We start from the raw sequence: 24,575 nt of genomic DNA, 5'->3' as shown, positions 1-24,575 counted from the left end.
CATGGAGCGTTAGGCCTAAGCCCACCCTACGGGTGTTTCGCGTATGGAGTACCACGAGGCGGTGAACTTCCTTTTCGACCTCCGGCGCTTCCAAATCAAGCCGGGGACCGAGTCGATACAGCGGTTACTCTCTCACCTCGGCGACCCCCACGAGAGTGTCTCGTTCGTGCAGATTGCGGGGTCGAACGGAAAGGGAAGCACCGCCCGGATGCTCGAATCGACGCTCCGCGAGAGCGGGCGAAGCGTCGGACTGTACACGTCGCCGCACTTCGACGACGTGCGCGAACGCGTCCGCGTCGATGGGCGGAAGATTCCGAAGTCGGCGCTTTCGGACTTTGTGGAGGAAGCAAAGCCGTATCTCGTCGAACAGGCCGCAGACGGGACACCTCTCACGTTCTTCGAGACGATGACCGCGCTCGGAATCTGGTACTTCGCCCGCGCCGACGTGGACGTGGCAGTCCTCGAAGTCGGCATCGGTGGCAAACTCGACGCGACGAGCGTCGTCGACCCAATCGCCAGCACGGTCACGAACGTCTCTCTCGAACACACCGCCATCCTTGGCGACACCATCGAGGAGATTGCGAAGACGAAGGCCGCGGTTGCCCCGGCGGACGCGCCCCTCGTAACCGGCGCAACGGGCGACGCACTGGACGTTATCCGCGATGAAGTCGGTGACGTAGTGACGGTTCATCCCCCGGATGCAGACGACGAAAGCGACGTTCGCGTCGAGTACGGTGGCCGAGTCAACCATCAGGAGGCGGCGGTCGCTATCGAGACCGACGACGACAGTCTGGACGTTCGAGTCCCACTGTTAGGCTCGTATCAGGCGCAGAACGCCGGTATCGCCGTCACGTTGGCCCGGCAGGTCGCGCCCGATATCACAGACGAGGCGATTCGCCGCGGCCTGCGAAACGCCCACTGGCCCGGCCGATTCGAAGTGATGGGAACCGACCCACTCGTCGTTCTCGATGGCGCGCACAACCCGGCCGCGTGCGCTGAACTGGCAACTGTCATCGACGAGTTCGACTACGACGAGTTGCACCTTGTCTACGGTGCGATGCACGACAAGGACCACCGCGGGATGATTTCTGAACTCCCCGATATCGCATCAGTCGTCACCTGCGAGGCTGATATCTCACGCGCCGAAGACGCGGACATCCTCGCGTCGGTCTTCGAATCCGCCGGCGTCGAATCGGTATCGACCAGCGGTGCTGTCGCCTCGGCACTCAGCACGGCCCGCGAACGGGCCGGTGACGACGACCTCGTGCTCGTGGTCGGGTCGTTGTACTGCGTTGCCGAGGCGCGGACGACGTGGACGCGTGCGATAATTCCGAAGCGACACCGAACCCTCGACGACTCCCGCGAGACGCTCGAACGCGCGAATGTCACCTCGGGCGGCATCAAACACATGCGCGGCAAGGGCGTCCATCGCGTCGTCCACACCCGCGTCCAGCGCCGACAGGCCCAGTACCTCAAAGAAGGCTTCCTCGCCGAGGGCGCCGAGTGTGCCACCTCCGGCCACGACTCGGGCGGCGAACTCATAGATATCGTCCTGATGGGGACGATGAGTCAGTTCCTCCGCGTGACCGAGAAACTGCACGACCAGCAGTACGCGCTTCCCGAGTTGGCCGCGGAGATTCGGACGCAACTCGGCATTCGCGTTTCGTCGGACGACCACGGCTACCCGTGGGAAGACGGCACCTCCGTCATGGGTATCCTGAACGTCACGCCGGACAGTTTCCACGACGGCGGCGACTTTTACGACATCGACGACGCCGTCGAACAGGCGCAGGCGATGGTCGACGCGGGCGTCGATATCATCGACGTTGGCGGCGAGAGCACTCGGCCCGGTGCCGACGAAGTGCCGGTGGACGAAGAAATCCGGCGCGTGACCCCCGTCATCGAGGCCATCTCGGACCTCGATACGCTCGTCTCCGTGGATACGCGAAAGGCGGCCGTCGCCGAGGCGGCCCTCGATGCCGGTGCGGACATCCTCAACGACGTGACCGGTCTCGAAGACCCCGAGATGCGATTCCTCGCGGCCGAACGCGACGTCCCGGTCATCGTCATGCACAGCATCGACGCCCCGGTGGTTCCGGACAAAGATGTCGACTACGACGACGTGGTCGAAGACGTTATCGACGAACTCACCGAGCGAATCCTGCTCGCCGAGAAGGCGGGGATTCCGCGCCGAAACATCATCGTCGACCCCGGCCTCGGATTCGGCAAGTCGGCGGCGGAGAGTTTCGAACTTCTCGGTCGCATCGACGAGTTCCGCGCCCTTCGGTGTCCGATTCTCGTCGGCCACTCCCACAAGTCGATGTTCGCACTCGTCGGCGAAGAGACCGGTGACAACCTCGCGGCGACCATCGCGGGGACGGCCATCGCCGCCGAGCGTGGCGCAGACATCGTCCGCGTTCACGACGTTCCGGAGAACGTTGCGGCCGTGAACGTCGCGCTCGCGTCGCGGGACGTGAGTCAGTTCGAAGACGAGTAGTCTGCGAACTGACTCGCATCCGTCCCGAGGTTTTTGCTCCGTCGAACCCAACCCACTCCCGTGTGTACACTCATCCTCGCGTGGCAGGTGTTCGAAGGCACGCCGGTCGTCGTCGCCGCCAACCGCGACGAACTCCTCGACAGGCCCGCCGAACCGCCGCAGCGCTGGACAGACGGTGACGGCCCTGCGATAGTCGCCCCCCGAGACGCCGAAGCGGGCGGCACGTGGGTCGGCTACAACGACGAAGGCGTCTTTGTCGGCATCACCAACCGCTGGGTCGACGTGGAGGGTGGCGGCGAGCGCTCTCGCGGCCATCTCGTCCGCGACGCGCTGCGCCACGAGACGGCCGAGGACGCCGCCCGGTTCGTCGAACACTCCATCGACGACCACACCTACGACGGATTCAACCTCGTCGTCGCCGACGAGAACGCCGCCTTCCTCTTCGAGTGGGACGGCAGCGTGTCGGTTCGGAACCTCGACCCCGGTGCCCACGTCGTCGTGAACGTCGGCACGCCGGATTCGTGGTTCGTGCCGGAAGAGCGACCCGAGGTTGGCGAGCAACAGGCCGACAACGCCCGGCGCGTCTGGGAGACGCTACAACCGGAACCGGGCGAGGAGGTGCCAGCGTGGCGCGAGCGAGCACGGTCGGTTCTCGGCGACCACGACTACGGCGTCTGTGTCCACGACCCGGAGGAGCGATTCGGCACGCGCTCGTCGTCGCTCATCACGCTCGGCGAGGCGGAGCAGTCGTACGAATTCGCCGACGGGCCGCCGTGTGAGACTGCGTTCGAACCGGTCGAACGTCACCGTTAAACCACTCGCCCCACGTGTAGATTGTATGAGCGCGAGCGAAGCCGAAGCCGACCTCTCTTCTGACGAGCGCGCGGGACTGGAACTCATCCGCGAGTCGGGAGGCATCCACCAGAGCGACTTCTGGAAAGAACTCGATATCTCCTCCCGCAAGGGAAGCCGAATCGCCGAGGTTCTGGAGTCGCTCGACCTCATCAAGCGAACCTCGACGGTCTACAGCGGACACAACACCTACTATCTCGAACCCGCCGCCCGCGACCTCGATTTCTCGATGCTGATGGCCGGAGACATGCTCTCGCCGTTTATCGGCGAAGAGGAAATCAACGCCAACAGCAACGCCTTCTCGCAGTGGTTGATGAACCTCGCGTACGAAGAGTACTGACGCCTCACGTCTGAGAGCGCGACGCGACTGCTTTCTACGATTTGCGACTCGACACCGCCCCCGTCTGAGCGTCGGGTCTGTGTCGACTCTCCACTCCCCATCGAGACGGTCGGGACTGTAAGGGCACCCCGTCGAGAAGCGTCGGGACTGGTCGGTCGGGTACAGAAGAAAGAACGAACCGCGGGATGCGGTTTATTCTTCGGCCGGTTCGTCGTCGTCGTCGTCTTCCTCGGTCGCCAGCAGGTCGTTGGCGACGAGGTGTTCTTCGATGTCGTCGTTCGAGAGTTCGACGAAGCGCTCGGTTTCGGCCGAGATGGTGGCCACGTCGATGCCGTCGGGGCGGATGCCCTCTTCGCTGGTGGAGGAAACGGCCTCCAGCGCCAGCGCGACACCCTCGTCGAGGGTCAGTTCGTCGGAGTAGTTCTCTTCGAGGTACGCTTGGAGGTCACCGCGTTCGGCACCGATAGAGACGGCCTTCCACTCGTAGGGCGTCCCCGAGGGGTCCGTCTCGTAGAGACGCGGCGTGCCGTTTTCGAGTCCGCCGATGAGGAGGGCAACACCGAACGGGCGTGCGCCGCCGACCTGCGTGTACTGCTGGATGTGGTCGGTGACTTCCTTGGTCAGCGTCTCGATGCCAATCGGCTCGCCGTAGCGCAGGCGGTTGACCTGCGACTGGCGACGAGCGAAGTCGATAAGTTGGCGGGCGTCAGCGACGTGGCCGGCGCTCGCGATACCGATGTGGTCGTCTGCTTTGTGAATCTTTTCGACACTCGTCGGCTCCATCAGCGGCGAGCGAGAACGCTTGTCTGCCGCGAGGACGACACCCTCGGGCGTTCGCACGCCGACACTCGCGGTGCCGCGTTTCACGGCCTCGCGAGCGTACTCGACCTGATAGAGTCGACCGTCCGGCGAGAAGATAGTAATCCCGCGGTCGTACGCCTGTTGTTGCGCTTGTCCCTGCATGGAATATCACTCGAGATCGAGTTGCGTCGCGCCCGTGAACCCGTCCGGGCCGCTTACGTCCAAGAGTGAGTCGCGGACGGTTGCAGTCCGGGATTCGTTCTCGAACACGACGTCTCTCTGCTCAGAAAGTCCGGCCCGGCCGTGTAAATACCTTTCCGAACAGGCACGCACCGTGCCGGAGACGCCTCGCACTCTGACGCCCACCGGGTCGCCGCCGATGTCGTCGATGCAGGCGAGTGCGGCCCGCGCCTCTTCGACGTAGCCACGACGGGCGCGAACGATTGTCTCGGCGATGCAGTCGCCGTAATTGAACCCGAGAACTGTCAGGTCGGCGTCGGCGCTCCCGGCGTCACCGAAGAGGTTCTGGGCGGCATACCACAGTTCCCGCTGGAAGGGGCCGCGAGAGAGCGAGGCGTCGGGCCACGTCTCAATTTCGACGGCGAGGTACCGCCACCGCGGCCGGAGGTGTTTGGGAAGGTGCTTCATTGGGTGTGTTCGAGCGTGTGCATCGTTGCGTGTGTGCAGTGTGTCCGTCGTTATTCGTCGGTTCCGGGGGCGCGCTCGGCGACCAGCACACCAACCTGTTCGTGGACGGCCTCGACGGCGGTGAGGACGTACCCGGCGTCGGTGAGTGCATCGGCGAGAGAGCCCACGGTCGAGGGGTCGTCGACTTCGGGCGAGTAGAACGGTTCGTCGGGGTTCGGTTCGCCGAAGAACATCACGTCGCCGAGGACGAATCGCTGCGGTTCGAGGTCGGCGATGACTTCGATGGCCTCGCGTTTTTCCCCGTCCGAGAGGTGGTGCATAGCAAAGTTGGAGACGACGATGTCTATCTCCTCATCTTCCACGTTCGGGGCGCGGAATCGGCCCTCACCGAATTCGACGTTCTCGATGCCGACTTCTTCGGCCTTACGGCGGGCCTCGCCCATCATCCCGTCGCTGATGTCGCGGCCGATGACGTGCTTTGCGTCCGGGGCGAGTGCGAGGGCGATAGCGCCCGTGCCGGTGCCGAGGTCGAGAACGACGTCGTCGTCGGAGGGGGCCGCATAGTGGACGACGAGCGAGACGCACGCGCGGTACTCTTCGCTGTCTTGGGAGTCGTCGTAGTCGGCAGCGATGTCGGAGAATCGGTCGGCGTGTTCCTCAATCGTCTTCTTCATATCGGCCTCGTTCGACGCCCGGGGCTATGAACGACTCGGACATCAGTTCGCGATTTCGCTCGACGAGTCGACCCCACTCGCGGAGGCCATCGAGAATCTGCTCGCGGTCGAAGCCGATAACCGACCCGATGCCAGCCAACTCGCGCGGAGCCCGGAGTTCGAGGTGCGAATGCGGCCTCGCGGTGACCACATACGGCGCGTCGTAGTATTCGACGAGTTCCCGAAGCTTTCGAAGGTTCGAGAGGGCGCGGACGCGCGTCCCCCCGTTGGCTCGAAGGACCGGTGAGAGGTCGAACTCGACGCGGACGCCGTTGTCGCGGGCGGCCTTCGCGAGGACGTGGTTGAAGTCGCCGTCGTCGGCCATTGGTTGTGTGAGCACGTCTACGCGGGGTTGTTCGACCGCGAACCGATTGAGCGCGTTCGTCCCGCCGCGGACGAGGACCAGTTCTCGCTGTGGGCGGTAGTTTCCGACCGCGCCGCTCGCGTGCTCGGGGTCGGGGGCGGCGATTTCGACGGCCTCGACGAGGTCCACGTCGAGTGCCTCTCGGAGGCGGTCGTAGTCGGGGTCGGCGTCCACACCGCGGACGACGATTCCATCGTATCCGTAGCGGCGGGCGGCGCTCGCGAAGCGACTGGCCGTACTCTCGCCGTCCGGGTGGGCGTAGACCGCCTCGTACATACGCCACCGAACGAGGGGGGAGAAAAAGGGCGTTGCGTTCCTGTCCCCGCGCAGTGGTGCGCCTGCGAAGAAGTACGTCAGCGATGTGTCAGGTGTCGGGACAGACCCAGTACAAAGACGGCCCCGAGCGCGGAGAGGACTCCAAACCCGGGGATGTCCAGTCCCGTCGGCGGGGTTGACATGGTGGTCGTCGGCGTCTCGGTCGGCGGTTGCGTCGAGGGGTCTATCGCGGTAGTGGTCGGCGGGGTCAGCGTCGAACCGTTCGGCATGTTGTGAGTGACAAGTACTCCCTCTTTTGCGTGGACTCGGGTGCTGTTGTGCCGGATGGATACCTCGATGGGGCCACCACGGAGTGGGGCTAACTCGTCGAGGTCGAACGAGACGTGAAAACTCCCGTTCTCGCCGACTCTGACGGTCTTCGAGACGAGAAACGGATGCGTCTCACCGATGGATTTGACGCGAACGCCGACGACCGTTCCTTTCTCGAACGGCGTCGTTCCCCGGATATGCTGGTCCGTCGTCGCGTTGAGAACGAGTGTCTCACCGGTGTGCTCGATGACGGTTTCGTTTGTCGCTATTGCGACCCCGGCGGTCACGAGAAGGAGGAGGACAAAGACGACAGTAACCTGTCGTAACGGGTGCATCGGACAAATTATATCCGCCAACAAACAAGTACGTTTTGATTGTTCGACACTTAATGGGCGAGGGTCGTGACGGCGTCGGTGAGCGCCGTCGCCGCCTTTCGAACGGCGGCGGTTTCGACGTACTCACGTTCCGCGTGCGCAACCGCACCGTCCTCGTCTGCGAGCACGCCGGGACCGAAGACGACGACCGGGGCCGGTGAGAAGTACGATGCCTCGGTCGCCGCGGTAAACGGCCGAATTTCGCCGTGGCCGCCCGCATTCCGAGACGCGTCTGCGACCGTCGTGACGAGTTCGTGGTCGGGGTCGGTCGCAAACGCTTCGAGGAACGGTGTCGGTCGTTCAGTGAGTTCGAAGTCGACTTCGACATCCTCGGGGACGGAAGCTTCGAGCGCCGATTCGAGTGCCGAGCGAAAGCCGCCCGCAGTCTCCGGGGGAACGCTCCGCCGGTCGACGACCAGTCGGCACTCGGCGGGAACCTGATTGGTGTTCGCCCCGCCGTCGACCATCGTCGGCGTCAACGTTGCACCGCCGAGGTCAGGGTGTTCGTCCCGTCCGTCATCGAACGACCGAATCGCGTCGAGAACGGGCGCGAGTGCGTCGATGGCGTTGACGCCGGAGTCGGGTTCTGCCGCGTGGGCGGCGACGCCCCGGAGCGTGACTGTCCCCTCGAAGCGCCCTTTGGCGGCCGTACAGACGTCGAGGTTCGTCGGTTCACCGACGATGTACAGGTCGCCGTCGAGGTCGAGGGCGGCAGCGCCGGTCGAGAGAACTTCTTCGTCGGGTGTCACCGCGAGTGTGATGCGAGTTGACCGACCGGGGTCGGCGGCGAAGAACGCTGCGAGCAGGGCCGCAAGCGGTCCCTTTGCGTCGCACGACCCTCGGCCGTGGATGACGCCCGACTCGCGCTCGTAGGGGACGTGCGGCGAGACGGTGTCGATGTGCGTATTGAGAACGAGATGGCGCTTCGGGTCGGATGCGCCCTTCGATGCGAGGGTGTTCCCGGCGTCGTCGACGGTCGCTTCGACGCCGTGGTCTTCGAGCGTTTCCACTAACAGGTCGCGCATCTCCTCGACGCCGTCGTTCGAGGCGACGGGGACGGCCTGTTCGAGGAATTCGACGGGGTCGAACCCCTCGGCGCTCATCGCTGGCGGAAGACTACGTCTGCTTCGCCGTCGCCCTCGTGGACGGCCGGGCCGCCGAGGAGTGCCGTTCCGTCGTCGGGGACGGTGACGGTGAGTTCGCCACCCGGCGGCGACACCGTCACCGGGTCGTCGTCTTCGACGAGTCCGAGGCGCTTTGCGACTGCGACGACGGCGACAGCGCCGGTCCCGCAGGACCGCGTTTCACCTTCGACGCCGCGTTCGAACGTCCGCTGGTGGAAGCCACCCTCGCCGTCCGGAGACGCGATGGTGACGTTGGCACCCTCGGGGAACAGCGGTGCGTGCCGAATCGACGGGGCGACCGCTTCGAGGTCGACTTCGTCTACGTCGTCGACGAACGCGACAGCGTGGGGGACGCCGGTGTTGACTGCGGTGACAGTCAGGTCGCCGACCGCCGCCTCGACGAGTTCGTCGCCGCTGTCGAGCGGGACATCTCGCGGGGCAAACGACGGAACACCCATCTCGACGGAGACGTAGTCGTCTTCGATGGTCGCACGCCGGGTTCCGGCGGGCGTGTCTATCATGACTTCAGACGTATCCGCGCGCTCGGCGGCCCATGCGGCGGCGACGCGAGCGCCGTTGCCGCACATCGCGGCGACGGAACCGTCGGGTTGGACGAGAGTCATCACGACCCGCGGCGGGTCGTAGCGGTCTTCGAGGGCGAGAAAGAGGACGCCGTCTGCGCCGCGTCGGTCGCTCTCGCTGAGCGAGATTCCTGCGTCTCGGTCGCAGTGCGTTCGTGCGAATTCTGGTCGGTCTGGAACCGGGTCTTCTGCGTCTACGACGAAGAAGTCGTTTCCGGTGCCGTGGAACTTTTCGAATGGGACAGTGTTGAGTGCGCTCATGGTTGTGTGTGCTTGGTCAGTTGGGGATGTTCTCTGCGGCGGTGCGTTCGAGGAGGGTTAGGTCGTCGAGCGTTTCGCGGCGGCGGGCGACGCGGGCGTCGCCGCCGTCGAGGACGACTTCCGGGGGACGGGGGCGGGAGTTGTAGGTACTCGCCATCTCGTAGCCGTACGCGCCGGCGTTTCCGATGGCAAGGATGGTGCCGCGCTCAGGGCGGGCGAGCGGGCGACCGTCTGCGAACACGTCGCTCGTCTCGCAGACGGGTCCAGCGACGATGGTCGAAACCGTCTCGGCGTCGGGGTGAGAGAGGTTCAAAATCGCGTGGTACGCGTCGTACATCGCCGGTCGGAGCAAAGTCGTCATACCAGCGTCGATGCCGACGACGGTCGTTTCGGGCGTCTCCTTTACGGTGTTTACTTCCGAGAGGAGGACGCCCGCGTCGGCGACCACGTACCGGCCGGGTTCGATGGCGAGTCGGGCGTCGGTCTCGCCGAGTGCCTCACGGGTCGCGTCGGCGACGGCGTCGAGGTCGAGCGGCGGTTCGTCGTCGCGGTAGGGGACACCGAATCCGCCGCCGACGTCCACGAATTCGAGGTCGCCGACTTCGCGGGCGAGGTCGCCCATGCGGCGTACCAGTTCGCGGTGCGCCGAGAGGTCGTCGCCCGAGATTCCGCTGCCCGCGTGGGCGTGGACGCCGACGAGGTCGAACTCGTCGCGAACGTCCGCGGCGATGTCCGGCACGCGGTCGATGGGAATCCCGAACTTCGCGTGGCCGCCGGTCGTGACCTTCTCGTGGTGCCCTGCGCCGACGCCGGGGTTCGCACGAAGGCAGAGACGCCCGTCGAATCCGCGCTCACGGAGACGGTCGATGGTGTCCGCCGCGCCGACCGTGACGGTCATCTCGGGATTTTCTTCCCACCGTGCGACCACGTGGTCGAGGTCGGCCGCCGGCGGGTTGACCGCGGTGTAGCGAACCTGTTCACCGGGGAATCCAGCACCGAGGGCGCGTTCGACCTCGCCTGCGGCGGCGCATTCAGCGTCGATACCAGTCTCACGGACGGCTTCGAGGACGGCCCGGCCGGTGTGCGCCTTGACGGCGTAGCTAATGTGGGCGTCGGGGAACGCCGATTGGAGACGGAAACAGTTCTCGCGGACGCGCTGGAGGTCGGTCACGTACAGCGGCGAGCCGAACTCGTCGGCGAGCGATAGGAGTTGCTCGCGGTCCCAGTCCGACAGTCGCCGGACGGCCGGACCTCCATCGCTCATTCGCGGAGTGCCTCCTCCCGACGGGTTGCGTCGAGGGTGTCGTCTTCGATGTCGAGAGCGACGACGGCGGGCTTGTACGCGCCACCGGCGAACAGGTCGTGGTCGCCGAGCGAGGATTCCACGAAGCGGGTGAAGGCCCGGCGGTTCGCGGGCAGGTGACCGTAGTAAATCTCCTCGTCTACGAGGTCGTAGACGGGGATGCGCGGCGTAAGCAGCGTGTTCTCGCCGACGATAGAGTTCTCGCCGACGACGAAGCCCGAGGTGACGCGACAGCCAGCACCGAGTGCGGCACCGTCTTCGACGACGACTGGGGCGTCTTCGACGGGTTCGAGGACGCCACCGATGAGCGTGTTTGCGCCGAGCTTGACGTTCGCGCCGATTTGGGCACAGGAGCCGACGGTGTCACAGGAGTCGACGAGTGTGCCGTCGTCCACGTACGCGCCGATGTTGACGAACGAGGGGCTCATCATGATGCAGTCGGAGCCGAGGTGCGCCCCGCGGCGGATGACAGTGCCGTCGGGCGTGTTTCGGGTGCCGCGGTCGCCGAGGTCGTCGGTGTCGCGGAGGGGAAGCACGTCGTGGTAGCGAACGTCGCCGTACTCGCGGGTGAGGGTCTCGCGCAGGCCGAAGTTGAGGAGGATGCCGCGCTTGACCCACTCGTTGGCCTCCCACGAGGTCACGTCGGCCCCCGTCTTCTCGGCCGCGCGAACCTCGCCCGCTTCGAGGGCGTCGAGGAACGCATCGAGTGTGTCGAGTTCGTCGACGGTCGCCGACTCGGCGTCGAGGCCGCCGTCGTCGTATCGCTGCCACAGTTCTCGTACGTCGGATTCCAGACTCATTCGAGTACCTCGGTGAAGTCGTACCACCCGGCGTCGCGGTCAGAGAGCCACGCCGCGGCGTCCAGTGCGCCGGCGGCGAAGACACCCCGCGACCCCGCGCGGTGCGTTAGTGATAGTGACTCGTGATTGCCAGCCAGTAATACCTCGTGCTCACCGGCAATATCCCCCGCTCTTCGAGCGTGGACTCCAACCTCGCCCTCGGTTCGGGGTGCCTCGCCCTCGCGTCCGTGGACGCGCTCGGCCGCGCCGCGTACGTCGTCAATATCGTCTAAGAGGGTCAGCGCCGTCCCGCTCGGGGCGTCGCGCTTGGCGTTGTGGTGCGTCTCCGTGAGTTCGATGTCGTAGCCTTCCAGTGCGGGAACGGCCTCGCGGACGGCACGGCGAAGCGCCGCGATGCCGCGCGAGAAGTTCGAGGCGTAGAGGACGGGCACATCCGCCGCAACCTCGCGGAGGGCGTCGAATCCGTCGTCGCCGAGGCCGGTCGTGCCGGAGACGACGGCGACGCCCGCTTCGGCGCAGGCGGCCGCGTACTCGACGCAGGATTCCGGTCCCGTGAAGTCCACGAGGACATCCGGGCCGCGGTCCGCGAGCAGTTCGGGAAGGTCGGCGGCGGCGTCGACTGTGACGCCTTCGACCGTCGCTCCGGACGAGCGACTGACCGCGAGAGCGACTTCCACGTCGTCGCGGTCGGCGGCGGCCGCGAGGACTTCGCCGCCCATTCGGCCGGTTGCTCCGGTGACTGCGACTCGGACCGTCACGCCGTGTTCCCTCCGTCTGCGAGTGCTTCTTCGCTGGCCAGTTCGCCGAGAATGCGCCGCATCTCGTCGGCGTTCTCTTCGGTGAGACGGGTCAGTGGCGAGCGGAGGCGCGCCGGGCCGTAGCCCCGAATCTCCATGGCTTCCTTGACCGGGATGGGGTTCGTCTCGACGAAGAGGTGGCGGCACAGCGGCCCGAGTTCGTGGTGCAGGTCGCGGGCGCGTTCGTAGTCACCTTGCAGCGCCGAGTGAACCAACGCCCCCGTGCGCGCAGGTTCGATGTTTGCGACGACGGAGATGGTGCCGACGCCACCTACGGAGAGGACCGGCAGGGTGAGTCCATCGTCGCCCGAGAGGACCGCGAAGTCCTCGTCGCGGGTGTACTCGACGACCTGCGAAATCTGGCCGAGGTCGCCGCTGGCGGCCTTGTATCCGACGATGTTCGGGTGTTCGGCGAGCGTCGCGGCCGTCTCGGGCAGGATGTTGCTCCCGGTGCGGCCGGGGACGTTGTAGACGATTTGCGGGATGTCGACCCCGTCGGCGATGGTCTGGTAGTGTTCGACGAGACCCGCCTGTTCGGGCTTGTTGTAGTACGGCGAGATGAGAAGGAGTGCGTCGGCACCGGCGTCCGCGGAGCGTTGCGAAAGTTCGAGAGCTTCGTGAGTCGAGTTCGACCCGGACCCGGCGATGACCGGCACGTCCTCGACGGCCTCGACGACTGCTTCGACGACTTCGATGTGTTCGTCGTGAGTCAGGGTCGCCGATTCGCCCGTCGAGCCGACGGGAACGAGCCCATCGACGCCAGCGGCTTCGAGCCGTCGAACGTCGGATTGGAGTTGGTCGAAGTCGATACTCCCGTCCTCGTGGAACGGGGTTGTCATCGCGGGATAGACGCCGCGTAAGTCGAGTGTTGTCATGAGTCGTGGGTTGGTGTAGCGTTGTGTGTGGTGCTGTGGTACTGGTCGTGTGACCAACAGTGCGTCAGTCGAAGGCCGCCCGAGACGGGGTCGCTACTCCCGCAACGAGCGATTCAAAAGACGCGTTTTTTCGAAAAGAAAGCGGCACGCGACGCTGTCGACCGTGTGGTGGTCGCCAAGTACTGCGTCGCGCTGTTCACACTGGAGGAAGGTGCTGGAGGCATAATATAGCTTGTGCAGCATGCAGGACCTGCCACCGACAGCGGCACGGGTAACTACGAGTCGTCCGCGCTGTTCTGGGCAACCTCTTCGAGAACCGACCTGCCGCCGCCGGGCTTCGACTCCCACTCCCACTCGTCTTCGATTCGGACACGGCCGTCGTCGAGCAGTTTGACCTCACCGACCGAGTGACCCGTCGCAGTCTCGTAGTCGTCGCCGAGTTGGACGTATCGGATGTCCAGTTCGTGCCCGTCGAACGTCCCGGTCAGGAATCCTTCAAGAATGGTCCCACCGGCGTAGTGCGCGGTGACGACGTCGCCGTCCTGTTCGAACTGGAATGTGGTGTCACCACTGACTTCGCCGCCTTCGTTCTCGACGCCGACGAAGGTGCGGCCGTCGAGAGAGAGGTGCTGGCTCATGCATCTGCAAAGACAGCGCGGAGACGTAGTTGTGCCGTGCGCTCCGAGAACCGCCTGCTCCCCCACGGTTATTAAGCGGCGGCGTGCAACCGAGGGACAATGACAGAGATTCATCCCAACCAGCGCGTCGCCATCCTCGCCGACGCGCAGAACCTCTACCATACTGCGCAGAGTCTCTACTCTCGTAATATCGATTACTCGTCGCTTCTGCAGAAGGGCACCGCGGACCGGGCGCTCACTCGCGCCATCGCGTACGTCATTCGCGCCGACTCGCCGGACGAAGAGCGGTTTTTCGATGCACTCGTCGATATCGGTTTCGAGACGAAGATTAAGGACATCAAGACGTTCGGCGACGGGTCGAAGAAGGCCGACTGGGACCTCGGCATTGCACTCGACGCGGTGAGTCTTGCGAACCACGTCGATACGGTCGTCCTCTGTTCCGGCGACGGCGACTTCGAACGTCTCTGTTCGCACCTCCGCCACGAGGGCGTTCGCGTCGAAGTGATGTCGTTCAAGGAGTCGACTGCCGAAGAACTCGTCGAGGCCGCGGACGCGTTTATCGACCTCTCCGAGCGAAAAGAGACGTTCTTGCTCTAATTATTGGAACTCGGGTATCACCGAGTCGCCGTCGATGTCAGGACCTGTGGTGCCGGAGTGGTGCGCTTCGAAGAAGGCGACAGCGTAGGTAAACAGGAACGTCGTGAGGAGCATCTGTGTCGCAACCGAGATAACCGAGATTGTGGCGATTTCCGGAATTGAGAAGCTAGCCCCCGCCTGCATCGCACCTGGTGTTCCGCCGGTCTCCTGGAGGCGCTGGATATTCTGGAAGCTGCGGAAGAGGATGTACCCGGAAACTGGGAGCGACACGAGAAGGCTGGTGACGAGTCGAATGACCGAGTAGCCGAGCGTGGGCACGATGTTCGACCGGACGAGCCGATAGCTCTGTTTGAACGACGCGATTGCACCGGCGTCGTTGACGACGATGGCAACCGGGAAGAACTGGATGAAGAACATGACGAGGATGAACAGCAACGTAACGACCGCAACGCCGAGGAAAATGGCGAGGACGCCGCCCCCGAGGGCAAGGTCACTGCCAGTGGCGACAGCGCCGAACCCGAGTGTAAACACGCCTGCAGCGGCGATGAAGATGAAGATGATGATGAAGGGGATGACGATACCCAACTCGACAATCTTCGCCAACAGCAGTGGGACGTACTTCTCGCGGCCAACGCCCGTCAGCGTCGAGAACTCCGTTCGACCGGTCCCGTCCGCGAGTGCCTCGTCGGCCATGCCGTAGAGGCCGGCGGCGACGAACGGCATGACGAAGAACGTCACCAACTGCATACCCTGCGGGAGGATGGGTACCTGTGCCAATTGCGTCGCGAGTTGGGGCAAGGTGACGAGTCCGACTGCGAGTCCACCGAGGAACAACACCGGATTTCGCTTGAGCCCGTGGAGAGCTGTCTTGAGGGAACTGATAGCGGCCATACGACTCACGTGTGTGAGTCAAAACATGTTAAGTAGCGTGATTTTTGTATCCGCGAACGTAGGCGGTGCGCGGGACGACGCGCGAAGGAACGGAGAGAAACTCGTCAGGCCGTCGGTTCGGCCACGCGAAGCATCACCGCGATGGCGCCGAGTGCGGCGAGTGCGGCGAGGAAGGCGGGAAGACGACTGTCGATAGCCGTCTGCGTGAGGAGCGCGCTGCTGACGAGGAGCAGCGCTGCCCCGGCACCCGCCATTCGGATGTCTACGGTCATACTCCGACGGGGGGCGCTCCGACATTTATGGCTTTCCGTCGAGACCGGGCGTGTTATCTCGGCGCACGCCCCCGATTCGGACCGCGACCCACTTTAGCCGTGAGGAGAAACGAGTGGGTATGACCGATGCCGACGCGACCGACCTGCCAGACCTCCGGGTCGTCGCCGACTACCAGTTCGGGGCCGGCGCGGGCGACGCGCTGTTCCCCGCGGACGCAGAGATAACCATCTCTCGCTCGCGCAGCGGCCGCCCGCGACAGGTGTCCGTCGAGGGCGAGCGAGTCGTCACCTACGCGACTGACGGCCGATTCACCCTCGGCGTGGCCGGTGGCCGACGACTCCGAGACGCATTCGCCGAGCCGACCTACTACGTCGCGGTCGGCGACGAGTCGATTCCGTTCGTCAGCGACGGAAAGAACGCCTTCGCGAAGTTCGTCACCGACGTGGATCCTGACGTTCGCTCCGGTGACGAGGTGAACATCGTCGGCCCCGACGGCGAACTCCTCGGCGTGGGCCGGGCCGAACTCTCGGCGGAGGCGATGCTCGACTTCCAGACGGGGATGGCGGTTCGCGTCCGCGAAGGCGTCGGCAGCGTCGAATAACAGGCGAGAAAGGAGGAACGAGGCTCGATTTTAGAGGTACGGTGCGAGACCGAGTGCGGACACCAGCGGAACGCCCGCCAGCACCGACCCGACGAGATAGCCGCCGATAGCGCCCCCGTTGAGAAGCGGGAGTCCGGCGTGCGCGCGACCCTGCATCACGGCCCACATCAGCCCGGCGAATCCGAGGAACGTCCCAACCATCGCGAGGAGCGCCGGGAGGTTGAGCGCGGGAAGCACGGAGAGTCCGAGCGACGATGCTTCGGAGAAGAACGCCGCGGACGCGACCATCACAGTCGGCATAACGGCGTCACCGAGGCCGATGAAGAAGGCGTCACGGTCGGCGGGGTCGGAGTCGTCGGGGTCGTCGCTGTTCTCTTCTGTTTCGTCGCCAGCCTTCGTTTCGTCGTCGCCAACCTCCGCTTCGTCACCGATATCGTTCGCGTCACGCGCGAAGTTGTCGTCGAGGAGCGAGTACGAGAGCGTCGTCGGAATGACGAGCACGACCGGGATTCGGAGGTCCATGACGCCCTCCGCGAGGTCGAGCATGTGTTTGGTCTTGTAGACGCTGATGGCGTCGTAGATGGCGAGCACCGACAGGAGGACGAGCGCCGGAAGGAGGCCAAAGCTGATGCCGAAGAGGCCCGCAGCGCCTGCGCCCATGAGCGCACCGGCGGCGTCGATGACGTACCACTCGGGGTAGACGAGGAGGGCAAGCGCGACTGCCGCCGAGAGGCCGACGGCCACGAGTCCGATGGGGATGACGGCGGCGAAGACGTACCACGAAAGGACACCGCTCGTAAAGACGATGATGAGTCGGACGACTTTGTCGAGGTCGTATTTGAACGCCGCGAGCATGAATGCCGTCATACCGATGATTGCGCCGATGTAGAGGAGACTGTTCGTCGGGTCCGTCGGGTCTTCGACCGTCTGGTAGCCCTGTTCGTAGAAGGTGGGGACGAGCGCGAGCGCCCCGACCTGCACGACGAGGAAGATGAGGGCGGCGAGGCCGACGCCCCAGTAGGCACGACGTGTCATGGGCGGGCGTTCCCACCCGAGGGGTATGGGGATTGCGCTCTGTGGTTGGCGTAACTCGACACCCAACGCGCCGAGAAAAGGCGCCCGTTAGCGGGCGTAAAGCTTGTTCCCGACCAATCTCGCCGGGTTATCGTCGTCCGCCGTGATAGCGACGTAGGGGCGCTCCACGGGACCGAACACGTCTACGATACGCCCAACCGTCGAGAGTGAATCGTCGACGACCATCGTCCCGATATCGGGGTGGTCGTCGTCGTCGAGGCGGACGATGGCGAGTCCCTGTGCCGTCCGCGACACGGTGCCGATACGGCGCATTAGTCGCGGAGGATGCCGACGTAGGCGGCGACCGCCTGCACGATGTCGTTCTTCGTGGCGTCGTCGGCGTTGTTCACGAGGACGCGCCCGCGCGTCTCGAACTCGCGGGAGTAGCGCTTGTCGCGTTCGATAACCGCGTCGTAACCGACCTGCTGGACGGCCTTCGCAATCTCGTCCACGGTCGGGCCTTCGACTGCGGCCGACTCGGCGACCCGCCGACCCTCGCTACGCGAGAGAGAGGCGTCGAGGTAGGCGGGGTAGATGACGTTCTCGACCATACCCGTGTCTGCGCCATCCGACGGTAATACGGTTGTGGTCTTCGAGGCGGATGCAATCCTGTCCGAGACGGATGCAATCTTGTCCGAGACGGATGCAATCTTGTCCGAGACGGATGCAATCCTGTCCGGGGTGGATACAACCCGGTCCGAGGCGGATGCAACCTGTCACCGCTGGGCGTTGCGTCGGACTCTGTGACTGCTGCCGAGGAACTATTATAAGGACGTGTGAATCTCTGGCAATATGAACATTCTCGGGTACCTCGGTTTTGTCGCGTTCTCGGTCGCTCTCGCGTATTCGTTGCGGTGGCTCGACCCGACGGCCGTCTCGAAGCTATCCAGACAGTTCGGAATCCCTCGACGGACGGGATGGGCGTTTGCTATCGCGGCGTTTCTGTGGATATTCCTCCCCGTCCTTGTGGGGGCCAAGCTCGACGACGAACTGTGGGTCTTCGGGGCCGCAGTCGCCGGTGTTGGGTTCTTCATCGCGACCATCTCCGTGAGTTCGAGAGACGAGTATCGACTGCTCCAGCGCGTGCCCTTCGTCGACCCCGAGGACGTCAGTGCCAGTCGCGGACAGTCGCTCGTCGGGACGTCCGGCAGGCCGACGCCACTGTCGGACGGACAGGAAGACGAATTCAGAACGCCGTTTTCCGGTCGTCCTTCGGTCCACACCGATTGGCTCGTCCAAAAGCGGGGCCGCGTCGGTTTCCGCGAGGCGTGGAAGAACACCGCGGAGGGAGTCAAGCAAGCGGAGTTCGCGCTCGGCGAGAGCGGCGTGAGAGTCACACCGGGCACCCACCGCGTGTTCATCGAAAAAGAACACATGTTCTCTCTCGACCTTTCGGAGAACGTCCCCGAACCCGCGGCAACCTTCCTCGAAGCGCATCCCGACCTGCCGAATCCCGAGTCGTCGGACGACGAACTCCGAATCATCGAGCGGTACGTTCCGGCCGACGAACCCGTCACTGTCGTCGGAAACGCGACCCAAGCAGCCGAACCCGGTGTCGTCCGTATCGAGGGGGCACCCGGTGACGAACTCCTCGGTACGCACGCCGACCACGCCACAACCGGCGCGCCCGAAGCGGTCTTGATTCGCGGCGACGCCGAACTCGCGCAGTACACGATGCGAAAGCGCGTCTACTGGCTCGGCGTCGCCGGCACCGCGATGATTCTCGGTGGCCAACTGCTGTCGTTCTGGCTGTCGTCTGCGAGTCTTACCAACGTGCTGTCCGTGCTGTGACGGCTGGTGTTCGTGATGTGACTGCAGTCGTGCGATCTGTGTTGTGACGGCCGACGCCCGGGCCACTTTCTGGGCCGTACGTGAGAACGAAAACGAGAGAAAACGAGCGTCTACTTACCGAAGACGCGCGAGAAGTGCCACACCGGCGAGTGCGACGAGACTCACGACAGCGCCGAATCCGGGCGCGCCGGTTTCGGTGGTCTGTTCGGTCGTTTCAGGTGCTTCCGTGGCGGGCGTCTCGGTCGTCTGCGGTGCTTCCGTCGTCGCAGCCGACTCGTTTTGGAGCTCCAGATACCGCTCGTAGGCGTCGGGGTGGACAGCCTTCATGATGGTCTCGCTGGCTTCGATAGCGCGCGGCGCGGGCTGCTGGAGCTTGTTCGCGTCGACCACGATGACGTTTCCTTCTTTCATGGCTGTCGTGCTGTTGTACGCCGGGCTGCTCGGACGCGGCGCGTGCGAGGGGATGACGATGTACTCGGGGTCCATATCGACGACGAGTTCGTCGTTAATCTGGGCGAAGCCGGTGATGTTGGCCTCGGCGGCCCCGTTTCGGAGTCCGCCGGTGACCATCACGTCGGAGATGAAGGTGTTCGCACCGGAGGTGTAGCCGAAGAAGGCGTTGAGTCCGACCGGCCGCTCGGCGTCTTCGAGGGCACGCTCCATGTTCTCGATGGAAGTGCGCATCTCGTCGGCGCGCTTCTCGCCGGCCTCACAGTTGCCGGTCAGCTTCCCGATTCGCTCGGTCTTGTTCGCGACAGCGTCGAGGGAGTCGCCAGTCTCGAAGACGACGACAGCCAGCCCCGCCTCGCGAAGTTGCTCCACGCGGTCGGGTTCGGCCGTGTACGACGTGTTCGGGACGAGGACGAGGTCGGGTTCGAGCCCGATGACGGCCTCGACGTTCAGGCCGCTGGACCCCGACACGTTGGTCTTCTCGTTCGCGCCGTCGAGGTACATCGCGTACTGTGAGACGCCGACGACTTCGTCCTTCGCGCCGATTTCCCACATGGTCTGGGCGGCGCTCGGGTTCGTCGTGACGATGCGCGAGGGGTCTTCGGAGATGTTCACTTCGGTTCCCGTGGCGTCTGTCACCGTCATCGGGAACGAACACTGTTCGGCTTGGTCTGCCGCCGCGACGGGTGCCGGAACGCCGGCAAACACAGTCGCGAGTACGAGCAGTGCGACGAGAATTCGCTGAATCACGTTCGTGGCCTCGTCCGTACCCCAATATATATTTACCTAATGCAAGCGAGATTGCGTTAGATGAACGTTCGAACACGAGCGACCTCGTGGGCACTCGGTCTTTCTCTTCTCTTGGCGCTCGTCGTGGTCGTAAGCGCCGGTATCGGTCACGTCTCGATACCACCACGGACCGTCGCGCTCATCCTCCTCGACGCGATTTCGGTCCCGGTCGGACTCTCTCTGGGCGGCGTCGTCTCCGTCCCGCTCGTCGGGGCCGTGCCGGTGCCGACACTTGACCTCGCCTCGCCGCTCGCCTTCTCGGTTCCGGACACTGCAAGTATCATCGTACTCAAAGTACGACTCCCGCGCATCCTGCTCGCATCGCTCGTCGGATTCGCGCTGGCGGCCGCCGGTGTGGTGATGCAGGGCTTCTTCCGAAACCCGATGGCCGACCCCTCTATTATCGGTGTCTCGTCCGGCGCTGCCGTCGGTGCTGTTGCGACCATCGCACTCTCGCTTTCGGTCCCCTACGGGCTGCACGGTGCCGCCTTCGTGTCTGCGGTCGTCACCGCCTTCGTCGTCTATCTGCTCGCGACCGAAAACGGTCGAACGCCGGTTGCGACGCTTCTCCTCGCGGGCGTCGCGGTCCAGACGTTCCTCGGTGCGGTCATCTCGTTTCTCCTCCTCCAGGCGGGCGAAAGCCTCCGACAGGTCGTCTTCTGGCTGATGGGACACCTCGCGGGCGCGACGTGGGACGAAGTCGCACTGTTGGCGCTCGTCCTTCCGGTTCCGGTTGGAATTCTTCTCGCGTACGCCCGAGACCTGAACGTCCTCCTCCTCGGTGAAGACGACGCGCAATCGCTCGGCATCGAGGTAGAACGAACGAAGCGCCTCCTGCTCGCAACGGCGAGTGTCGTCACCGCGGCGGCCGTCTCCGTCTCAGGCGTCATCGGATTCGTCGGGTTGGTCGTCCCGCACATGCTCCGCCTCGTCGTCGGCCCGGACCACCGAATTCTCCTTCCGGCGTCGGCGCTGGCCGGGGCGTCGTTCCTCGTCGTCACCGACACCATCGCTCGCACCGGCGCGGCGGAGATTCCCGTCGGCGTGGTGACTGCTGCGGTCGGTGCGCCCTTTTTCCTGTATCTCCTCCGCACTCGGGAGGTGCACTCGCCGTGAGCGACTCCGTTGGCGACTCGACACCCGAAGACCCCTTCGAGGCGATGCCCGCGATTTCCCTCGACGACGTGGCGGTCGCACTCGGCGGTCACACAATCCTCGACGGCCTCTCTGCCGACATCGACTCGGGCACGTTCGTCGGCCTTATCGGCCCGAACGGTGCCGGAAAGACGACGCTCCTCCGAACACTCAACGGGGCGCTTTCACCCGACCGAGGCACCGTCCACGTTGCGGGCGAGGACATCCACTCGCTCTCGTCGAAAGCCGGGAGCAGACTCGCTGCAACCGTTCCGCAGACGACGCAGGTGTCGTTCGACTTCCCGGTCCGTGAAGTCGTCCGAATGGGCCGAACCCCGCACCGCGGCCGATTCGATGGCTGGAGTGAATCCGACGAGCGAGCGGTCGAGGCGGCGATGGACCGAACCTCGGTCACTACCCTCGCAGACCGGCCGGTGACGGAGATAAGCGGCGGCGAACGCCAGCGCGTCCTCATCGCCCGTGCCATCGCACAGGAGACGCCCGTACTGCTCCTCGACGAACCGACCGCCAGCCTCGACATCAACCACCAGGTCCGGACCCTCGAACTCGTCAGCGACCTCGTGGGTGACGGAACGACCGCCGTCGCCGCTATCCACGACCTGAACCTCGCGGCGCACTACTGCGACGTACTGATTCTCCTCTCGGAGGGTCGGATTCTCGCCGCTGGCGACCCCACTGCGGTTCTCACCGAGTCGAATCTCCGGTCCGCGTTCGACGCCGAGGCGGTCGTCTCTCGCCACCCCGTCACTGGGTCGGTGTACGTCACGGCGCTCCCCACGCCGTCCGACGATGCGAGCGGGACAGTCCACGTCGTCGGCGGGGGCGGGACCGGCGCGAGAGCACTTCACATCCTTTCTGCCGCCGGATACGCCCTCTCTGCCGGTGCCCTCAACGAGGGAGATACTGATGTCGAAGCGGCCCGCCGCGTTGGCGCGGACCTCGTGACGGTGCCCCCGTACGCTCCGGTCGATGACGCGGCACAGCGGGCCGTGGAGTCGCGGGTCGAAGACGCCGACGTGACCGTCGTCGCTGACGTGGAAATTGGCGACGGCAATCTCGCCAACCTCGAAGCGGCCCTCACCGCGGACCATCTCGTTCTCGTCGAGGAACGCCCGTTCTCGGAGCGGAACTACGCGGGCGACGCTGGCCGGGCAGTCTACGAACGACTCAGAGAACGTGCGACGGTCGTCTCACCGAGCGAGTTGCTCACCGAAGTCGGCGAATTGGCGTGCGAGTCTTTCGGTAAATCGGATTCCACCGCGTCGCCGTCGGAGACTTCTTCTCCCCGTGACGCTGACCCCACCGGCACGGATTCCGACCGCCTCTCACAGTCGAATCAGTCCGAACCCTCGTTTCAATCTCGGTGACGCTGATTTTCGCTGGGGAGTCGTCGTCGCATTAATGGGGTCGTAAGCCGGCCCAGAGTGTCACTATGAGAGACATATTGAAGCATCGAGAGCACGTCTAGAAAGTCGATTTCTGGGAGGTCACGCATGAAACTCGCACTCATCGGCGTCGGGCAGGCAGGCGGCAAAGTCGTCGACGCCCTCGTCGAATACGACCGGCTGACACAAACCGGGTTTGTCGTCGATGCGCTCGCCGTCAACACCGCTCGTTCCGACCTGATGGGGCTCCGGCACGTCCCGAAATCGAGTCGAGTTCTCATCGGTCTCTCACGGGTGAAAGGCCACGGCGTCGGTGCTGACAACGACCTCGGGGCGGAAGTGACCGCCGAGGATGTCGGTGACGTGCTGTCTGCCATCGACGACATGGCGGTCCACGAGATGGACGCCTTTCTCATCGTCGCGGGACTGGGCGGGGGAACCGGCTCTGGCGGCGCGCCGGTACTCGCACACGAACTCAGACGCCTCTACGACGAACCCATCTACGGGCTCGGCATCCTGCCGTCGAAAGACGAGGGCGGAATCTACACCCTGAACGCCGCGCGGTCGCTCCAGACGTTCGTCAGAGTGGTCGATAACCTGATTCTCTTCGACAACGAGGCGTGGCGTCAAAGCGGCGAGTCCGTCGAATCCGGCTACGAGACCATCAACACCGAACTCGCGCGTCGATTCGGCGTCCTCTTCGGGGCCGGTGAGACGGATGAGTCGGCTGCCGTCGCCGAATCAGTCGTCGATTCGTCCGAGATTATCAACACGCTCGCGTCCGGCGGTGTCTCCACGCTCGGATACGCATCAGTCGAACTCGACCAACCGAAGCGCGGATTTCTGTCACGGCTCGCCGGTTCGAATGTCGAAGAAGACGAGGGCGACGCCGAAAACCGGCTTACCAGTCTCGTCCGCCGGGCGGCACTGGGTCGTCTGACGCTCCCCTGTGATATTGCCGGGACCGAGCGTGGCCTCGTCGTCTTCGCTGGCCCACCAGACGTACTCTCGCGACGGGGCATCGAACGCGGGCGGGCGTGGCTCGAAGACGAAACCGGGACGATGGAGATTCGGGGCGGCGACTACCCGGTCGAATCGAAGTACGTCGCGGCTGTCGTGCTGCTGTCGGGAGTGTACAACGTTCCCCGGGTCAAGGAACTACAGGCGGTCGCTATCGAGGCCCAGCGGGATATGCTCGCCAAACGAGAAGGGAGTTCATCGGCACTCGACGAGTTGGTTGATTCCGACTCCGACTCGCTGGACTCGCTGTTCTAATTTCTGATTTCTGACTTCTGCCACGGGGAAACGTCATAGTCTATGAGTGCTAATTGTGAACGATGCCCGAGTACCCGCTCAAGCAACGGTTCGTGCTCGACACCTCGTTGTTTCTGTCAGAGGAGATTCGCGACGACGACGAGACGTTCGAAGAGGGCATCGAACGGCTTCTCGATACGATTGCCGCGGCGCGTCTCGATTTGAACATCTCCTGTTACATGCCGCCCTCGATTGCGTCCGAACTGGAGCACATTCTGCGCGACCGGGGGGTCTCCGAAGGAGTACTCGGCAAACTCGACACGTGGGTCATCAAGAAACATCCAGACCGCTACGAGGTGTACATCCCCGCGGAAGTCGTCTACCGCTTTATCGACGAGATGTCTGAACGCGTCAATCGCGGGCTTCGCGTCTCCGAGAAGGCGGTCCGAAAGGCCGAAGAGTCCAGACGGCGGTCCGACGGAGGGCCCGAGATGTCCGACGTTGACAAGGTTATCTCGGACCTCCGCGAGGACTACCGCGGTGCCCTCAGACAGGGTGTCCTCGACTCGCGCGAAGACTTCGACTTGCTCATTCTCGCCCGCGAACTGGACGCCGGGGTCGTCACCGAGGATACGGGTATCATCAGTTGGGCGGCCGACTTCGGTCTCCGAAACCTCCGCGGACGGGCGTTCCCGACGCTCCTCGACGAGTATCTCGTCGCGCTCGACGAACCGCGGCCGGAGAATCGAGAGGGATTCTAAA

Annotated in this window: 28 protein-coding genes; 10 read left to right on the top strand and 18 right to left on the bottom strand. The window is 64.5% G+C overall.

Features of this window, described 5'->3' with window-relative positions:
• Positions 1-43 precede the first annotated feature (43 nt).
• The 3 genes from folP to ACH9L7_RS07385 are packed head-to-tail and all read left to right on the top strand — an operon-like array spanning position 44 to position 3,689.
• The gene (gene folP, locus ACH9L7_RS07395; protein ID WP_396613080.1) at positions 44-2,497 is read left to right on the top strand and encodes a dihydropteroate synthase; all 2,454 of its coding nucleotides are present in this window, start codon (positions 44-46) and stop codon (positions 2,495-2,497) included.
• Between the two features lie 60 nt (positions 2,498-2,557).
• Positions 2,558-3,310, top strand: coding sequence for an NRDE family protein (locus ACH9L7_RS07390; protein ID WP_396613079.1), 753 nt, complete (start codon positions 2,558-2,560; stop codon positions 3,308-3,310).
• A gap of 25 nt (positions 3,311-3,335) precedes the next feature.
• Entirely contained in the window at positions 3,336-3,689 is a 354-nt protein-coding gene (locus ACH9L7_RS07385) for a helix-turn-helix transcriptional regulator (RefSeq protein WP_396613078.1), read from the top strand.
• 192 nt (positions 3,690-3,881) lie between these two features.
• Here the strand turns inward: ACH9L7_RS07385 and psmA are convergent, their stop codons facing one another.
• The 12 genes from psmA to ACH9L7_RS07325 form a co-directional block, all read right to left on the bottom strand.
• The gene (psmA, locus tag ACH9L7_RS07380; RefSeq protein ID WP_396613077.1) at positions 3,882-4,652 is read right to left on the bottom strand and encodes an archaeal proteasome endopeptidase complex subunit alpha; all 771 of its coding nucleotides are present in this window, start codon (positions 4,650-4,652) and stop codon (positions 3,882-3,884) included.
• 6 nt (positions 4,653-4,658) lie between these two features.
• Entirely contained in the window at positions 4,659-5,138 is a 480-nt protein-coding gene (locus ACH9L7_RS07375) for an Rpp14/Pop5 family protein (protein ID WP_396613076.1), read from the bottom strand.
• Positions 5,139-5,188: 50 nt separating this feature from the next.
• Positions 5,189-5,812 (bottom strand): class I SAM-dependent methyltransferase, encoded by a 624-nt coding sequence (locus tag ACH9L7_RS07370; protein ID WP_396613075.1) that lies wholly within the window; start codon positions 5,810-5,812, stop codon positions 5,189-5,191.
• Positions 5,796-6,491 carry an RNase P subunit p30 family protein gene (locus ACH9L7_RS07365; RefSeq protein ID WP_396613074.1) on the bottom strand — a complete coding sequence of 232 codons (696 nt, stop codon included), beginning with the start codon at positions 6,489-6,491 and terminating at the stop codon, positions 5,796-5,798. Before ACH9L7_RS07365 ends, ACH9L7_RS07370 begins: the two co-directional genes overlap by 17 nt.
• 77 nt (positions 6,492-6,568) lie before the next feature.
• Positions 6,569-7,135: a BGTF surface domain-containing protein gene (locus ACH9L7_RS07360; RefSeq protein WP_396613073.1), complete on the bottom strand. Its 567-nt coding sequence runs from the start codon at positions 7,133-7,135 to the stop codon at positions 6,569-6,571.
• 50 nt (positions 7,136-7,185) lie between these two features.
• Positions 7,186-8,277, bottom strand: a complete 1,092-nt coding sequence (locus ACH9L7_RS07355) for a M20 family metallopeptidase (protein WP_396613072.1) — start codon at positions 8,275-8,277, stop codon at positions 7,186-7,188.
• Complete coding sequence (dapF, locus tag ACH9L7_RS07350) at positions 8,274-9,140, bottom strand: diaminopimelate epimerase (RefSeq protein ID WP_396613071.1); 867 nt, start codon at positions 9,138-9,140, stop codon at positions 8,274-8,276. Before dapF ends, ACH9L7_RS07355 begins: the two co-directional genes overlap by 4 nt.
• Positions 9,141-9,156: 16 nt before the next feature.
• Positions 9,157-10,404, bottom strand: coding sequence for a diaminopimelate decarboxylase (gene lysA, locus ACH9L7_RS07345; RefSeq protein WP_396613070.1), 1,248 nt, complete (start codon positions 10,402-10,404; stop codon positions 9,157-9,159).
• A complete protein-coding gene (locus ACH9L7_RS07340; protein ID WP_396613069.1) occupies positions 10,401-11,243 on the bottom strand; it encodes a 2,3,4,5-tetrahydropyridine-2,6-dicarboxylate N-succinyltransferase in 843 nt (280 codons plus the stop codon). Before ACH9L7_RS07340 ends, lysA begins: the two co-directional genes overlap by 4 nt.
• Positions 11,240-12,001 (bottom strand): 4-hydroxy-tetrahydrodipicolinate reductase, encoded by a 762-nt coding sequence (gene dapB / locus ACH9L7_RS07335; protein ID WP_396613068.1) that lies wholly within the window; start codon positions 11,999-12,001, stop codon positions 11,240-11,242. Before dapB ends, ACH9L7_RS07340 begins: the two co-directional genes overlap by 4 nt.
• Positions 11,998-12,915: a 4-hydroxy-tetrahydrodipicolinate synthase gene (gene dapA, locus ACH9L7_RS07330; protein WP_396613067.1), complete on the bottom strand. Its 918-nt coding sequence runs from the start codon at positions 12,913-12,915 to the stop codon at positions 11,998-12,000. The genes dapB and dapA overlap by 4 nt, the downstream gene beginning before the upstream one ends.
• Before the next feature lie 275 nt (positions 12,916-13,190).
• On the bottom strand, positions 13,191-13,553 hold the full coding sequence (locus tag ACH9L7_RS07325) for a hypothetical protein (protein WP_396613066.1): 363 nt from the start codon (positions 13,551-13,553) through the stop codon (positions 13,191-13,193).
• Between the two features lie 99 nt (positions 13,554-13,652).
• Here ACH9L7_RS07325 and ACH9L7_RS07320 point away from each other — a divergent pair, with 99 nt between their 5' ends.
• Entirely contained in the window at positions 13,653-14,150 is a 498-nt protein-coding gene (locus tag ACH9L7_RS07320) for an NYN domain-containing protein (RefSeq protein WP_396613065.1), read from the top strand.
• Here the strand turns inward: ACH9L7_RS07320 and ACH9L7_RS07315 are convergent, their stop codons facing one another.
• Positions 14,151-15,041 (bottom strand): hypothetical protein, encoded by an 891-nt coding sequence (locus ACH9L7_RS07315; RefSeq protein WP_396613064.1) that lies wholly within the window; start codon positions 15,039-15,041, stop codon positions 14,151-14,153.
• A 104-nt stretch (positions 15,042-15,145) separates the two neighbouring features.
• The gene (locus tag ACH9L7_RS07310) at positions 15,146-15,313 is read right to left on the bottom strand and encodes a hypothetical protein (protein WP_396613063.1); all 168 of its coding nucleotides are present in this window, start codon (positions 15,311-15,313) and stop codon (positions 15,146-15,148) included.
• 119 nt (positions 15,314-15,432) lie between these two features.
• On the opposite strand from ACH9L7_RS07310, the gene ACH9L7_RS07305 reads away from it, so the two are divergent.
• A complete protein-coding gene (locus ACH9L7_RS07305) occupies positions 15,433-15,915 on the top strand; it encodes a PUA domain-containing protein (RefSeq protein WP_396613062.1) in 483 nt (160 codons plus the stop codon).
• 30 nt (positions 15,916-15,945) lie between these two features.
• Here ACH9L7_RS07305 and ACH9L7_RS07300 read toward each other — a convergent pair whose 3' ends face one another.
• The 3 genes from ACH9L7_RS07300 to srp19 all read right to left on the bottom strand — a co-directional run bounded on the left by ACH9L7_RS07300 (position 15,946) and on the right by srp19 (position 17,540).
• Positions 15,946-16,950: a presenilin family intramembrane aspartyl protease PSH gene (locus tag ACH9L7_RS07300; protein ID WP_396613061.1), complete on the bottom strand. Its 1,005-nt coding sequence runs from the start codon at positions 16,948-16,950 to the stop codon at positions 15,946-15,948.
• Positions 16,951-17,037: 87 nt separating this feature from the next.
• Positions 17,038-17,262 carry an H/ACA ribonucleoprotein complex subunit GAR1 gene (locus ACH9L7_RS07295; protein ID WP_396613060.1) on the bottom strand — a complete coding sequence of 75 codons (225 nt, stop codon included), beginning with the start codon at positions 17,260-17,262 and terminating at the stop codon, positions 17,038-17,040.
• Entirely contained in the window at positions 17,262-17,540 is a 279-nt protein-coding gene (gene srp19 / locus ACH9L7_RS07290; protein WP_396613059.1) for a signal recognition particle subunit SRP19, read from the bottom strand. The genes ACH9L7_RS07295 and srp19 overlap by 1 nt, the downstream gene beginning before the upstream one ends.
• Positions 17,541-17,781: 241 nt before the next feature.
• Here srp19 and ACH9L7_RS07285 point away from each other — a divergent pair, with 241 nt between their 5' ends.
• A complete protein-coding gene (locus ACH9L7_RS07285) occupies positions 17,782-18,780 on the top strand; it encodes a hypothetical protein (RefSeq protein WP_396613058.1) in 999 nt (332 codons plus the stop codon).
• Positions 18,781-18,894: 114 nt separating this feature from the next.
• Here the strand turns inward: ACH9L7_RS07285 and ACH9L7_RS07280 are convergent, their stop codons facing one another.
• The gene (locus ACH9L7_RS07280; protein WP_396613057.1) at positions 18,895-19,980 is read right to left on the bottom strand and encodes a PGF-CTERM-anchored ABC transporter substrate-binding protein; all 1,086 of its coding nucleotides are present in this window, start codon (positions 19,978-19,980) and stop codon (positions 18,895-18,897) included.
• A 60-nt stretch (positions 19,981-20,040) separates the two neighbouring features.
• On the opposite strand from ACH9L7_RS07280, the gene btuC reads away from it, so the two are divergent.
• The 4 genes from btuC to ACH9L7_RS07260 all read left to right on the top strand — a co-directional run bounded on the left by btuC (position 20,041) and on the right by ACH9L7_RS07260 (position 24,574).
• Positions 20,041-21,135 (top strand): vitamin B12 ABC transporter permease BtuC, encoded by a 1,095-nt coding sequence (gene btuC, locus ACH9L7_RS07275; protein ID WP_396613056.1) that lies wholly within the window; start codon positions 20,041-20,043, stop codon positions 21,133-21,135.
• Positions 21,136-21,179: 44 nt separating this feature from the next.
• Positions 21,180-22,541: an ATP-binding cassette domain-containing protein gene (locus tag ACH9L7_RS07270; protein ID WP_396613237.1), complete on the top strand. Its 1,362-nt coding sequence runs from the start codon at positions 21,180-21,182 to the stop codon at positions 22,539-22,541.
• 126 nt (positions 22,542-22,667) lie between these two features.
• Positions 22,668-23,834 carry a tubulin/FtsZ family protein gene (locus ACH9L7_RS07265; protein WP_396613055.1) on the top strand — a complete coding sequence of 389 codons (1,167 nt, stop codon included), beginning with the start codon at positions 22,668-22,670 and terminating at the stop codon, positions 23,832-23,834.
• Positions 23,835-23,896: 62 nt separating this feature from the next.
• Positions 23,897-24,574, top strand: a complete 678-nt coding sequence (locus ACH9L7_RS07260; protein WP_396613054.1) for an RNA ligase partner protein — start codon at positions 23,897-23,899, stop codon at positions 24,572-24,574.
• Position 24,575: the final 1 nt, after the last annotated feature.

Origin of the sequence: Haloferax sp. S1W, from assembly GCF_044593955.1 — an archaeon.
Classification (GTDB): Archaea; Halobacteriota; Halobacteria; order Halobacteriales; family Haloferacaceae; genus Haloferax.
Note: the sequence above shows the minus strand (reverse complement) of the source record. Positions and strands in the feature narration are given on the sequence as shown.

Excerpts from the sequence above, each read along its gene's own strand:
- folP (WP_396613080.1), top strand. The coding sequence starts at position 44 with ATGGAGTACCACGAGGCGGTGAACTTCCTTTTCGACCTCCGGCGCTTC.
- ACH9L7_RS07385 (WP_396613078.1), top strand. The coding sequence starts at position 3,336 with ATGAGCGCGAGCGAAGCCGAAGCCGACCTCTCTTCTGACGAGCGCGCG.
- psmA (WP_396613077.1), bottom strand. The coding sequence starts at position 4,652 with ATGCAGGGACAAGCGCAACAACAGGCGTACGACCGCGGGATTACTATC.
- ACH9L7_RS07375 (WP_396613076.1), bottom strand. The coding sequence starts at position 5,138 with ATGAAGCACCTTCCCAAACACCTCCGGCCGCGGTGGCGGTACCTCGCC.
- ACH9L7_RS07370 (WP_396613075.1), bottom strand. The coding sequence starts at position 5,812 with ATGAAGAAGACGATTGAGGAACACGCCGACCGATTCTCCGACATCGCT.
- ACH9L7_RS07365 (WP_396613074.1), bottom strand. The coding sequence starts at position 6,491 with ATGTACGAGGCGGTCTACGCCCACCCGGACGGCGAGAGTACGGCCAGT.
- ACH9L7_RS07360 (WP_396613073.1), bottom strand. The coding sequence starts at position 7,135 with ATGCACCCGTTACGACAGGTTACTGTCGTCTTTGTCCTCCTCCTTCTC.
- ACH9L7_RS07355 (WP_396613072.1), bottom strand. The coding sequence starts at position 8,277 with ATGAGCGCCGAGGGGTTCGACCCCGTCGAATTCCTCGAACAGGCCGTC.
- dapF (WP_396613071.1), bottom strand. The coding sequence starts at position 9,140 with ATGAGCGCACTCAACACTGTCCCATTCGAAAAGTTCCACGGCACCGGA.
- lysA (WP_396613070.1), bottom strand. The coding sequence starts at position 10,404 with ATGAGCGATGGAGGTCCGGCCGTCCGGCGACTGTCGGACTGGGACCGC.
- ACH9L7_RS07340 (WP_396613069.1), bottom strand. The coding sequence starts at position 11,243 with ATGAGTCTGGAATCCGACGTACGAGAACTGTGGCAGCGATACGACGAC.
- dapA (WP_396613067.1), bottom strand. The coding sequence starts at position 12,915 with ATGACAACACTCGACTTACGCGGCGTCTATCCCGCGATGACAACCCCG.
- ACH9L7_RS07325 (WP_396613066.1), bottom strand. The coding sequence starts at position 13,553 with ATGAGCCAGCACCTCTCTCTCGACGGCCGCACCTTCGTCGGCGTCGAG.
- ACH9L7_RS07320 (WP_396613065.1), top strand. The coding sequence starts at position 13,653 with ATGACAGAGATTCATCCCAACCAGCGCGTCGCCATCCTCGCCGACGCG.
- ACH9L7_RS07315 (WP_396613064.1), bottom strand. The coding sequence starts at position 15,041 with ATGGCCGCTATCAGTTCCCTCAAGACAGCTCTCCACGGGCTCAAGCGA.
- ACH9L7_RS07310 (WP_396613063.1), bottom strand. The coding sequence starts at position 15,313 with ATGACCGTAGACATCCGAATGGCGGGTGCCGGGGCAGCGCTGCTCCTC.
- ACH9L7_RS07305 (WP_396613062.1), top strand. The coding sequence starts at position 15,433 with ATGACCGATGCCGACGCGACCGACCTGCCAGACCTCCGGGTCGTCGCC.
- ACH9L7_RS07300 (WP_396613061.1), bottom strand. The coding sequence starts at position 16,950 with ATGACACGTCGTGCCTACTGGGGCGTCGGCCTCGCCGCCCTCATCTTC.
- ACH9L7_RS07295 (WP_396613060.1), bottom strand. The coding sequence starts at position 17,262 with ATGCGCCGTATCGGCACCGTGTCGCGGACGGCACAGGGACTCGCCATC.
- srp19 (WP_396613059.1), bottom strand. The coding sequence starts at position 17,540 with ATGGTCGAGAACGTCATCTACCCCGCCTACCTCGACGCCTCTCTCTCG.
- ACH9L7_RS07285 (WP_396613058.1), top strand. The coding sequence starts at position 17,782 with ATGAACATTCTCGGGTACCTCGGTTTTGTCGCGTTCTCGGTCGCTCTC.
- btuC (WP_396613056.1), top strand. The coding sequence starts at position 20,041 with ATGAACGTTCGAACACGAGCGACCTCGTGGGCACTCGGTCTTTCTCTT.
- ACH9L7_RS07270 (WP_396613237.1), top strand. The coding sequence starts at position 21,180 with ATGCCCGCGATTTCCCTCGACGACGTGGCGGTCGCACTCGGCGGTCAC.
- ACH9L7_RS07265 (WP_396613055.1), top strand. The coding sequence starts at position 22,668 with ATGAAACTCGCACTCATCGGCGTCGGGCAGGCAGGCGGCAAAGTCGTC.
- ACH9L7_RS07260 (WP_396613054.1), top strand. The coding sequence starts at position 23,897 with ATGCCCGAGTACCCGCTCAAGCAACGGTTCGTGCTCGACACCTCGTTG.